Genomic DNA, 11,204 nt, shown 5'->3' on the forward strand with positions numbered 1-11,204 from the left:
GGGCGGGGCTCCCCCGAGGCCCTGCTCGCCGACGGCCCCCGCCGCTTCCGCACCGGCGCCTCCGACCGCGCCGGCCAGGGTCACGGCCTCGGCCTCACCATCGCCGCCGGCCAGGCCCGCGTCCTCGGCGCCCGCCTCACCTTCCGCAACGTCCGACCCCCAGGGTCCCCGGACGACGTACCGGCCGAGGGCGCGGTCGCGGTGCTGTGGCTCCCGGAACACGCCCCGACGAGCACGGGCAGCTATCCGATGCTGCCGATGTGAGCCGGGGGGCGTGGGTCATCCGCGGGTCCGGTGGGGGCTGGTCGCGCAGCTCCCCGCGCCCCTGAAAAGCAGGGGCTGCGCCCCGTGCTTTTCGGGCCCGCAGAGCCGGGGTCTGTCAGGCCCGCAGGGCCTGCTGGTCTTTCAGGCGCGCAGGGCCTGCGTCTTGTAGGGGCGCGGGGAACTGTGCGGGCAACCACGACGCACCCGCACCCGCCAACGCACCGAACCCCCTGAGCTCTCCCGCGCGCTCAGGGGGTCATCAGGAGACGGTCAGACCGCCATCGTCTCCTTGGAACCGGCCTCGCTGGCGGCTTCCGCCGTAGAAGGCCCCCCGGCCCCCCGCAACGGCACCTCCTTCACGAACACCGCGGCCACCAGCGCCACCACGGACACAACCGCCCCCAGCAGAAACGCCGAGTGCGTCCCCGACGCGACCGCGTACTGGTACGCCTCCCGCGCGGCCACCGGCAGCTTCGCCAGACTCGCCGCGTCGAGCTGCGCCGACTGCTCGGTCACCTTGGACCCCAGCGCCCCGGCCCGCTCGGCCATCACGTCCTGCACGCGGCTGTTGAAGAGCGCCCCCATGATGGCGACACCGAAGGACGACCCGAGCGTCCGGGCCAGCGTGGTGGTCGAGGAGGCGACCCCCATGTCCTTCATCTCGACGCTGTTCTGCGCGACCAGCATGGTGATCTGCATCAGACATCCCATACCGGCGCCCAGCACGGCCATGAACACCCCGGACGTCACCCGGCTCGTACCGGTGTCCATCTGCGCCAGCAGGAACAGTCCCACGATCATCAGGACGCTCCCGACGACCGGGAAGACCTTGTAACGGCCGCTGCCCGTGGTCACCCGCCCGGCCACCATCGACACCGCGAGCATCGCCCCCAGCATCGGCAGCAGCAACAGCCCGGAGTTGGTCGCGGACGCGCCCTGCACGGACTGCTGGTACAGCGGCAGGAACAGCACCGCGCCGAACATCACGAACCCGGTGAAGAACCCGATCAGGGACATCAGCGTGAAGTTCCGGCTGCGGAAGATGTGCAGCGGTATCACCGGCTCCGCCACCCGCTGCTGCACGAACAGGAACCCGACCAGCGAGGCCACCCCGAGCGCGATCAGCTCCATGATGACGGCCGACCCCCAGGCGTACTCGGTCCCGCCCCACGTCGTGACCAGCACGATCGCCGTGATGCCGACGGTCAGCAGAGCCGCGCCGAGGTAGTCGATGTTCCGCGCCGACCGCCCGTCCCTCGACGGCTTCGGCAGATGCAGTACGGCGCTGACGGCGACCAGCGCCACGACCCCGAGAGGCAGGTTGATGTAGAAGGACCAGCGCCAGCCCCAGTGGTCGGTGATGGACCCGCCCACCAGCGGCCCGGCGATCATGGCGAGGGCCATGACACCGGCCATCATCCCCTGGTACTTGCCCCGCTCCCGCGGCGGTATCAGGTCGCCGATGATCGCCATGACGCCGACCATCAGCCCGCCGGCGCCGAGTCCCTGCACCGCGCGGAACGCGATCAGCTGGCCCATGTCCTGGGCCATCCCGCTCAGCGCCGACCCGATCAGGAAGATCACGATCGAGGTCATGAAGACCCGCTTACGACCGTAGAGGTCGCCGAGCTTGCCCCAGATCGGGGTGGAGGCTGCGGTCGCGAGCGTGTACGCGGTCACGACCCAGGAGAGGTGTTCCAGACCTCCCAGCTCGCCCACGATCGTCGGCATCGCGGTGCCGATGATCATGTTGTCGAGCATCGCCAGCAGCATGGCGATCATGAGCGCGAGCAGCACCACCCGCACACTGCGCGGCTGGGGCCCGTCCTTCTCGGCCCCACCGCTCACTTCGTTCTTCGTTTCCGCATCCATCGCGGTCCTCCACTCCCCCCGGAGCTCCGTGCACTTACTTGCCGACCGGCTAGTTGTCTACACTTAGGGAAGCTAGGTCCCTAACTAGCCGGGCGTCAAGTAAGTACGACGGGCTTGGCCGAGGCTTGACCGGACCCGGGCCTTCCGTGACGGCGAGGAGTACGAGGATGAGCGACACGACGCAGGACGCGACGGACGCGACGGCGAAGCGGCAGCGTCGCGGCAACACCCGTCAGCGCATCCAGGACGTCGCCCTCGAACTCTTCGCCGAACAGGGGTACGAGAAGACCTCGCTGCGAGAGATCGCCGAACGCCTCGATGTGACGAAGGCGGCGCTCTACTACCACTTCAAGACCAAGGAAGACATCCTCATCGGCCTCTTCCAGGATCTGCAGCGGCCGATCGACGAGCTGATCGAATGGGCCGGCACCCAGCCGCGCACCCTCGACACCAAGCGGGAGATCCTGCGTCGCTACAGCGTGGCCCTGGCCGACGTGGCGCCCCTGTTCCGCTTCATGCAGGAGAACCAGGCGACGGTACGCGAGCTGAGCGTCGGCGAGTCGTTCAAGGACCGCATGATCAGCCTGGTCGACACCATCAAGGAACCCGACGCCGCCCTGACCGACCAGGTCCGCTGCACGAGCGCCCTGTTCACCATGCACGCCGGCATGTTCGCCCTCCGGGACGTCGAAGGCGACCCCGAGGAGAAGCGTCAGGCGGTCCTGGAGGTCGCGATCGATCTGGTGACACAGGCACACGCCGGCACCCAGAGCCCTTGAGGGCCTCCGCAATGCTCTTGAAGGCCCCGATATCCGGGTAAACCCTCAGTGCTTTCGGGAACCTCCCGGGCACTCGCGCGAGGAGGCCCCCGTGGACGCCGACGAATACACCCGCATGACCGAGGAGGAACGCGCCGAGTTCCTGCGCGGCCGCCACGTCGTCGCCCTCGCTGTCACGGCGGCGGTGACAGTGGTGATGTTCCTGGTCATGCTCGTCCTCATCGACCACTACGGCGACACCCCGATGTGCGGCACGGGCCAGGACCACGGCCCGTGCTGACACCGCACACCCACACGCGAAAGCCGTGGACGGCTCGGTCGGACCGGCCAGATCGGCCAGATCGGCCAGATCGGCCGACCCGGACGTCTCAGAGGCGCGGACGGCTCAGACGGCTCAGATGGTGATGCCCTTGGTGCGCAGGAAGGCGACCGGGTCGACGGCGGAGCCGTAGTTGGCGGTCGTACGGATCTCGAAGTGCAGGTGCGGCCCGCTGGAGTTACCGGTGTTGCCGGAGAAGGCTATGCGCTGGCCGGTCTTGACGACCTGCCCGACCTTCACGCCGACCTTCGAGAGGTGGGCGTACTGCGAGAACGTGCCGTTGCCGTGCTTGATGACGACCGCGTTGCCGTACGCGGGGCCGTCACCGGCGCCGTTGCCACCGGCCTTCACGACGGTGCCGCCGTGCGCGGCGACGACCTTCGTACCGCTCTTGACGGCGAAGTCCTGCCCGCTGTGCTTGGCGGACCACATGTTGCCGGCCTGTGCGAACCGCGCGCTCAGCTTGTAGCCCTTCACCGGGCTGACCCAGGAGGTGGCCTTCTTCGCGGCGGCGGCCTGGACGGTGCCGGTGCTCGCGGCCTGCACGGCACCCGAGGCCTGAGCCCCACCGGCGGCGGCCGCGACCCCGGCCCCCAGCACACCCGAGACCCCCATCCCGACGGCCATCACGGCGGCCCGGACACGGAGCTGGGACATACGGGTGCGGGAAGTGCGAACACGCTGCGACATGGGTTACCTCACGGGGGACGGAGACAAGGACTGTGCCTCGACGGACACGAACCCCACCCGGCGCATCTCTGCGACCGCCGAATGGGATAACCCTTGGTACCCCTACGTCCCGAAACCCCCCAAACGTGTGACCTACGACCGAACGTCGTACACAGTCCTAAATCACCCCACTCCTTGACAGTCACCCCAAAACACATCCCCACCTGCACCTCGCCGCCCGAAACCCACACCCCCCAACCCAAAAGTCCGTTTTGCCCCTCAAGCGTCTTCCACTATTCCGCCTAGTACAGGGTCGACATCCTGTGCGCCATGTCACCGGCCGCTGGATCGGAAAGCGGCGGAATGTGACGCCGACTACGCGGCCCACATCACTCGGAACGCGGGGAAATGACCCCCTCCCGGCCGAATACGACCCCAGGGGAGAAACCCGGAAGCGTCAGCGACAGGCATGCGCCTGGCGTCGAGCGCGATGACGCCGCTGATCAAAAAGCTGTTCGTGGACGAGGGCATGGGGACGGGCTGGTCGACAGGACGGCGCGGATCGCCGTGCTCGTGTCCTTCTCAGCGCGTCCCTCGTCGGCACCTCCGTCGCCGTCCCGGTCCTCGCCCGGTCCTGACACCGGTTCGCCACCCCGGCGTACGCCGAGGAAGTCATCGGCTCTCTTTGGGAAGAGAGCCTCCATTTCACCGCCCACTCGACCTCGGTGCCGCCGAACTCGGAACGGCGCCGCAGCCGGACGGCCGCGGAATCTCGTGATGCGTGACAACCGGGTGCTCGGCGGTCCGGACTTCCTCTCGGGGCAGGGCCGGATCAGGCATCTGGACGTCGGTGGCGGCACCCCCATCGGAAGAACCTGTGGCCGCTCACGAAACTCCCGCTCACCTGACCGGCATTGGACTGCCTGCCGGGTCCGGAGAAACCGGCGCGCTGCATTCACTCGCGGCATCCACCACCTTGGACGCGCTCGACCTGAGTTTCCCGCTCCACGCTGATTGCCTCCGCGAAGCGCTTCCCCAGGGCCTGCCGCTGGACTATCCGCGATTAGGCATGGAGACGCTGCGGGTTCACCGGACTACGCGGCCTCAGCACGTATGCACGCGGTGAAGCACCTCAGCCTCGCCGAGCTCCCGGAAAAGCTCATCCCCGAGGACTTCACGGAGATCTCCCGGATGCCTGCACTCACGGAATTGCGCGCCAACCGGGGCGCGACCGGTTGGGAAGCCGCGCCGGTGCTGCCGGGCATCACCGGTTTGCGGCTCGACCACTTCTCCGGCACCGAAGACGTCTCGAAACTCCCCGGCCTCCTTCCGGACCTGCGCCGGGTCACCATTCGTCTCGCTCCCGAGGTCACCGACGTACCCGAACACGTCCTCGAACTCCCCCCGACGGCTCCCGTCATCGAGAGGACCGACGCGGTTCGCCGCACCGCAAGCACGGCCGGGAGAACCGAAACCGCGGCCGGGAGAACCGCCGGAAATACAAAAGGGGCTGCCCCGGGACCGAAGTCCCGGGGCAGCCCCTCCCGCTCTCGCTCAGGCCGAGCGCAGCGGTTACGCGTCCTTGCTCAGGTTCGGCCCGGCTCCGCCGGCCGCCTGCTCGATCGGCGGGACGTCCGGCAGCGCCGACTTCTCCTCACCCCGGAAGGTGAAGGTGGCCGCGTCGCCCTCGCCCTCGGTGTCCACGACCACGATGTGGCCGGGGCGCAGCTCGCCGAAGAGGATCTTCTCGGAGAGGGTGTCCTCGACCTCGCGCTGGATGGTCCGGCGCAGCGGCCGGGCGCCCAGCACGGGGTCGTAACCCTTCTTGGACAGCAGCTCCTTGGCGGACTGGGAGAGCTCGAGGCCCATGTCCCGGTCCTTGAGGCGCTCGTCGACCTTGCCGATCATCAGGTCGACGATCTGCAGGATGTCCGCCTGCGTGAGCTGCGGGAAGACGACGACGTCGTCGACACGGTTGAGGAACTCGGGCCGGAAGTGCTGCTTGAGCTCGTCCGAGACCTTGTTCTTCATGCGCTCGTAGTTGGTCTTCTTGTCGCCCGAGGCCGCGAAGCCCAGGTTGAAGCCCTTGGAGATGTCCCGGGTGCCGAGGTTGGTCGTCATGATGATGACCGTGTTCTTGAAGTCCACGACCCGGCCCTGGGAGTCGGTCAGGCGACCGTCCTCCAGGATCTGCAGCAGCGAGTTGAAGATGTCCGGGTGGGCCTTCTCGACCTCGTCGAAGAGGACGACGGAGAACGGCTTGCGGCGGACCTTCTCGGTCAGCTGGCCGCCCTCTTCGTAGCCCACGTATCCGGGCGGGGAACCGAAGAGACGCGAGACCGTGTGCTTCTCGCTGAACTCCGACATGTCGAGGGAGATCAGCGCGTCCTCGTCACCGAAGAGGAACTCGGCGAGCGCCTTGGACAGCTCGGTCTTACCGACACCGGACGGGCCCGCGAAGATGAACGAACCACCGGGACGCTTCGGGTCCTTCAGACCGGCGCGCGTACGACGGATCGCCTTCGACAGCGCCTTGACGGCGTCGATCTGGCCGATGACCCGCTTGTGGAGCTCGTCCTCCATGCGCAGCAGACGCGAGGACTCCTCCTCGGTCAGCTTGAAGACCGGGATGCCGGTGGCGGTCGCGAGGACCTCGGCGATCAGCTCGCCGTCGACCTCGGCGACGACGTCCATGTCGCCGGCCTTCCACTCCTTCTCCCGCTTGGCCTTGGCGGCCAGGAGCTGCTTCTCCTTGTCGCGGAGGGAGGCGGCCTTCTCGAAGTCCTGCGAGTCGATCGCGGACTCCTTGTCCCGGCGGACACCGGCGATCTTCTCGTCGAACTCGCGGAGGTCCGGCGGCGCGGTCATCCGGCGGATGCGCATCCGGGAACCGGCCTCGTCGATCAGGTCGATCGCCTTGTCCGGCAGGAAGCGGTCCGAGATGTACCGGTCGGCGAGCGTCGCCGCCTGCACCAGGGCCTCGTCCGTGATGGACACGCGGTGGTGCGCCTCGTAGCGGTCCCGCAGGCCCTTGAGGATCTCGATGGTGTGCGGCAGCGACGGCTCCGCGACCTGGATGGGCTGGAAGCGGCGCTCCAGCGCGGCGTCCTTCTCCAGGTGCTTGCGGTACTCGTCGAGCGTGGTGGCACCGATGGTCTGCAGCTCACCACGGGCCAGCATCGGCTTCAGGATGCTCGCGGCGTCGATGGCGCCCTCGGCGGCACCCGCACCGACCAGCGTGTGCAGCTCGTCGATGAACAGGATGATGTCGCCGCGGGTGCGGATCTCCTTGAGCACCTTCTTCAGGCGCTCCTCGAAGTCACCGCGGTAGCGGGAGCCGGCGACCAGCGCGCCGAGGTCGAGGGTGTAGAGGTGCTTGTCCTTGAGGGTCTCGGGCACCTCGCCCTTGACGATGGCCTGGGCGAGGCCCTCGACGACGGCGGTCTTGCCGACGCCGGGCTCACCGATCAGGACCGGGTTGTTCTTCGTGCGGCGGGACAGCACCTGCATGACCCGCTCGATCTCCTTCTCGCGCCCGATGACCGGGTCGAGCTTGGACTCACGAGCGGCCTGGGTGAGGTTCCGGCCGAACTGGTCGAGGACCAGGGACGTCGAGGGGGTGCCCTCGGCGGGGCCGCCGGCGGTGGCGGTCTCCTTGCCCTGGTAACCGGAGAGCAGCTGGATGACCTGCTGCCGCACCCGGTTGAGATCTGCGCCCAGCTTGACCAGGACCTGGGCGGCGACGCCCTCGCCCTCACGGATCAGGCCGAGCAGGATGTGCTCCGTGCCGATGTAGTTGTGGCCCAGCTGAAGGGCCTCGCGGAGCGAGAGCTCCAGGACCTTCTTGGCACGGGGGGTGAAGGGGATGTGCCCGGACGGGGCCTGCTGCCCCTGCCCGATGATCTCCTCCACCTGCTGGCGGACCGCCTCGAGCGAAATCCCGAGGCTCTCCAGGGCCTTAGCGGCGACACCCTCACCCTCGTGGATCAGGCCCAGGAGGATGTGCTCGGTGCCGATGTAGTTGTGGTTGAGCATCCGGGCTTCTTCCTGAGCCAGGACGACAACCCGCCGCGCGCGGTCGGTGAACCTCTCGAACATCGTTAATCGCTCCTCAGAGCGGTCAGGCAGTTAGGGGACGCTCCCCTCTCTGTCCTTCCGCAGCTTAGTCCCGCAAGCGGGGACCGCTCATTCCAACTGCCGACACCGTCCGGTTCACCTCCGCTCTCGCGGAGACAGAAGTTACTGCTTCCTGCCGCCCGAACGCCGACATCTGCTCAACCCGATGGTGCGAGACGATGTTCCCGCAGGCCAGGCAGTTACCCCCACCATCAGTACGCCGATGGCGAACGTGAGACGGCCTTTCCTGCGTGTCGCCCCCTCCCACTAGGGATGTCTTACCCGTAGGCACTGACACTCCATGCCGGATGCACCAGTTCCCTCCGCTAAGGGCGAACACCCTTGCGTCGTCGCACCCCACGGAACGCCCCCTTTCCCGGCACCCTTCGCACACGCTCCGATACCCAGCGTAACTCTGGGGTCCTTCGCACGGTTGCTCCTGACATGGCCATCGTCCCCCTTCCTCGCCGACCGCTCGACCCGAGCGACGACCCGGGCGCCGTCCCGCGCGATGTTCCGGGCGACATCGCGTGCGACGCGGTGCGGCGGTGGTACGAGAACGATCTCGGCTGGGCGACCGCGCCCGGGACGCCCGTACAACTCCTTACGGGCCTGCGCTTCGATGTGCTCGACGTACCGGCGGAAGCGGGGGTCGCGGCGCTCAGGCATCTGGGGCCGGTGCCCGGTCCGGGTTCGCCGGTGGCGCTGCGCGGCGGGCGGATGCTGCTGCTGGTCGCGGCCGGCTGCGCGGAGGAGTTGCCGGGTCTGCTGGAGTGGCTGGACTGGGGCGGCCTCGACCTGGACCTCACTGCCGTCGGAACGGGCGGTCACATGGTGGCGCCGACGCCTCCGGGCGGGGCCGGAAGGCTCGTGGGCGGACGCGGGGAGGCCGGTTCACAGGGGGCCGCCGACTGGCTGCGGCCCCCCGAGCCGGGGTGCGAGGTGGAACCCTCGCTGCCGAGCATGTCGGCGTTGGGAGGCGGTGGGGTCGCCCCCGACCTCGTGCGAGTGGTGGACACGGTGGCGACGCACTGCCACCGCGTCCGGCTGCGGCGCGCGAGCACCGGGCCGTCGGAATCTCAGCCGTTGGCCTTCTCGTAGGCCTCGCGGATGGAGGCGGGGACGCGGCCGCGGTCGTTGACCTCGTAGCCGTTCTCCTTCGCCCAGGCGCGGATGGCCGCGGTGTCCTGGCTGCCGCCGGTGGCGGCACGGACCTTGCCGCGCCCGCCCGAAGCACGGCCTCCGGTACGTCGGCCACCCTTGACGTAGGCGTCGAGAAGGCCGCGAAGCTTGTCCGCGTTGGCGGTCGTGAGGTCGATCTCGTACGTCTTGCCGTCCAGCGCGAACGTCACGGTCTCGTCCGCCTCGCCGCCGTCGAGGTCGTCGACAAGAAGGACCTGAACCTTCTGTGCCACTGGATTTCCTTTCATCGATAACTTCAGGACCGAGGGCCGCGGCGTGCGCCGCTGTTTCACGTCCCCTGTTATATGCAGTACTGCAGTACGTCGGAAAGCAAACCGCTTTTCCAGGAAAAACACAAACCCCTGGGAGAGACCGAGGAGAGGCTGCGGAGAGGGCGAGGAGCCCGAGGAAGACCGGAAACATGCGCGTTTCGGACATAGGGCACCCGGGCAAGGCGGCCCCGGTGGAATAAGGGGCGAGGTTCCCCGATGAACCTCGAGGTTCCTTGCGGATCCCTGACGATCACAGATGCAGAAGCATCCGGCTGTTGCCCAAGGTGTTCGGTTTCACCCGTTCGAGACCGAGGAACTCAGCGACGCCCTCGTCATAGGAACGCAGCAGCTCCGCGTAGACATCGGTGTCGACCGGAGTCTCCCCGATCTCCACGAAGCCGTGCTTCGCGAAGAACTCGACTTCGAAGGTCAGACAGAAAACCCGGCGAACACCCAGCCAGCGAGCGGTGTGGAGCAACTTCTCCAGCAACTGGTGACCGACCCCGAGGCCCTTGGCGTCCGGGTTCACCGCGAGAGTGCGGACTTCCGCGAGGTCTTCCCACATCACGTGCAGCGCGCCGCAGCCCACGACCTCGGCGTTGTCGTCCCGTTCCGCGACCCAGAACTCCTGGATGTCCTCGTAAAGCGTGACCGTCGCTTTGTCGAGCAGGATGCGGCGCTGGACGAACGAGTCGAGGAGGTGGCGCACGTGCGGGACATCGCTGGTCCGGGCCCGCCTGACGGTGATGGCTTTTGCGGTGACTCCGGGACGCGTTGCTGGCATGAGCGGACGCTATCGCCCGGGGAGATCCGGGGATTCGCCGGGGGTCCCCTGTGTTTCGCCGGACGATTCGGCGGATTCTCCGACGGTTTCAACAGGGGTTTCGACCGGGGCGGCGGGCGCGGCCGGATCCGGTTTGACGGGGTCGGGACCCTGCGCGATGCGCACGGCGTCGGTGAGCGCCTGCCGCTGTTCCTCGCTCATCATCCCGAAGAAGGCGACGAGCGCGGCCGCGGGGTTGTCGCTCTGCGACCAGGCTTCGTTCATCAGTGCGGCCGCGTAGGCGGCGCGGGTGGAGACCGCCTCATAACGATAGGCCCGGCCTTCCGACTCCCGGCGCACCCAGCCCTTCTGGTGGAGATTGTCCAGAACGGTCATCACCGTGGTGTACGCGATGGACCGTTCCTGCTGGAGGTCTTCCAGGACTTCCCGGACGGTCACCGGGCGGTTCCACTTCCACACCCGCGTCATGACCGCGTCTTCGAGTTCTCCCAATGGGCGAGGCACAGTTCCTCACGATATCCGAAGAAATCCCAGGAAACAGAACAAAAAGGGCGTACGACTCGAAAACATACGAGTCGTACGCCGATGAGGTGGGTCGCGTCAGGCGCCGGTGCCCTTGGGGCGGGTGTCGCCGGCCTGGCGGGCGTTCTCCGCGCGGGCCAGTGCCGCGTCGACGACCGCGTCCTCCTTGGCCTTGTTGGGGCCGCCCTGGGTCTTCACGATCACTCTGATGACGGCGATGAACAGCACGGCCATCACGAAGGGGGGCAGCAGCGCGGAGACGTAGTCCATGGGGCCAGGGTAGCCAGGGCTAGACGGCGGCCAGCTGTTGGGGCGGGTTCGTGGGCGGGGCGGCCGGTCGGCGCTTGGGCGGGAAGACCTCGCCGGGGGTGGGGACGGGACGGCGGGCCGGGCTCGGGGCGTCGGGCCGGGGGACCGGGCCCGGC

The 11,204-nt window shown here is 68.1% G+C and carries 10 protein-coding genes and 1 pseudogene; 4 read left to right on the forward strand and 7 right to left on the reverse strand.

Features of this window, described 5'->3' with window-relative positions; genetic code table 11:
* Positions 1–264, forward strand: a pseudogene (locus AWZ10_RS11305) (ATP-binding protein); the annotation flags it as partial.
* A gap of 270 nt (positions 265–534) precedes the next feature.
* Here AWZ10_RS11305 and AWZ10_RS11310 read toward each other — a convergent pair.
* Complete coding sequence (locus AWZ10_RS11310; RefSeq protein WP_060890995.1) at positions 535–2,136, reverse strand: MDR family MFS transporter; 1,602 nt, start codon at positions 2,134–2,136, stop codon at positions 535–537.
* A gap of 167 nt (positions 2,137–2,303) precedes the next feature.
* Between AWZ10_RS11310 and AWZ10_RS11315 the strand changes: the two genes are divergently transcribed.
* The gene (locus tag AWZ10_RS11315) at positions 2,304–2,915 is read left to right on the forward strand and encodes a TetR/AcrR family transcriptional regulator (RefSeq protein WP_046705124.1); all 612 of its coding nucleotides are present in this window, start codon (positions 2,304–2,306) and stop codon (positions 2,913–2,915) included.
* A 91-nt stretch (positions 2,916–3,006) separates the two neighbouring features.
* On the forward strand, positions 3,007–3,195 hold the full coding sequence (locus AWZ10_RS11320; protein WP_046705123.1) for a hypothetical protein: 189 nt from the start codon (positions 3,007–3,009) through the stop codon (positions 3,193–3,195).
* A 114-nt stretch (positions 3,196–3,309) separates the two neighbouring features.
* Here AWZ10_RS11320 and AWZ10_RS11325 read toward each other — a convergent pair whose 3' ends face one another.
* Together AWZ10_RS11325 and AWZ10_RS11335 are read right to left on the reverse strand one after the other, a co-directional pair.
* On the reverse strand, positions 3,310–3,924 hold the full coding sequence (locus AWZ10_RS11325; RefSeq protein ID WP_046705122.1) for a M23 family metallopeptidase: 615 nt from the start codon (positions 3,922–3,924) through the stop codon (positions 3,310–3,312).
* 1,551 nt (positions 3,925–5,475) lie between these two features.
* Positions 5,476–8,001: an ATP-dependent Clp protease ATP-binding subunit gene (locus AWZ10_RS11335; RefSeq protein WP_037702414.1), complete on the reverse strand. Its 2,526-nt coding sequence runs from the start codon at positions 7,999–8,001 to the stop codon at positions 5,476–5,478.
* Positions 8,002–8,463: 462 nt separating this feature from the next.
* Between AWZ10_RS11335 and AWZ10_RS11340 the strand changes: the two genes are divergently transcribed.
* Entirely contained in the window at positions 8,464–9,120 is a 657-nt protein-coding gene (locus AWZ10_RS11340; RefSeq protein ID WP_060890997.1) for an SCO3374 family protein, read from the forward strand.
* On the opposite strand, the gene AWZ10_RS11345 is transcribed toward AWZ10_RS11340, so the two are convergent.
* The 4 genes from AWZ10_RS11345 to AWZ10_RS11360 form a co-directional block, all read right to left on the reverse strand.
* A complete protein-coding gene (locus AWZ10_RS11345) occupies positions 9,099–9,434 on the reverse strand; it encodes a histone-like nucleoid-structuring protein Lsr2 (protein ID WP_060890998.1) in 336 nt (111 codons plus the stop codon). The two genes, AWZ10_RS11340 and AWZ10_RS11345, sit on opposite strands and share 22 nt — an antisense overlap.
* Before the next feature lie 289 nt (positions 9,435–9,723).
* Complete coding sequence (locus tag AWZ10_RS11350; RefSeq protein ID WP_046705119.1) at positions 9,724–10,257, reverse strand: amino-acid N-acetyltransferase; 534 nt, start codon at positions 10,255–10,257, stop codon at positions 9,724–9,726.
* A gap of 9 nt (positions 10,258–10,266) precedes the next feature.
* Positions 10,267–10,761 carry a BlaI/MecI/CopY family transcriptional regulator gene (locus AWZ10_RS11355; RefSeq protein ID WP_425264483.1) on the reverse strand — a complete coding sequence of 165 codons (495 nt, stop codon included), beginning with the start codon at positions 10,759–10,761 and terminating at the stop codon, positions 10,267–10,269.
* A 96-nt stretch (positions 10,762–10,857) separates the two neighbouring features.
* On the reverse strand, positions 10,858–11,049 hold the full coding sequence (locus AWZ10_RS11360; RefSeq protein WP_046705118.1) for a hypothetical protein: 192 nt from the start codon (positions 11,047–11,049) through the stop codon (positions 10,858–10,860).
* Between the last annotated feature and the right edge of the window lie 155 nt (positions 11,050–11,204).

The sequence above is a fragment of the Streptomyces europaeiscabiei genome, from assembly GCF_001550375.1.
GTDB lineage: Bacteria > Actinomycetota > Actinomycetes > Streptomycetales > Streptomycetaceae > Streptomyces > Streptomyces europaeiscabiei.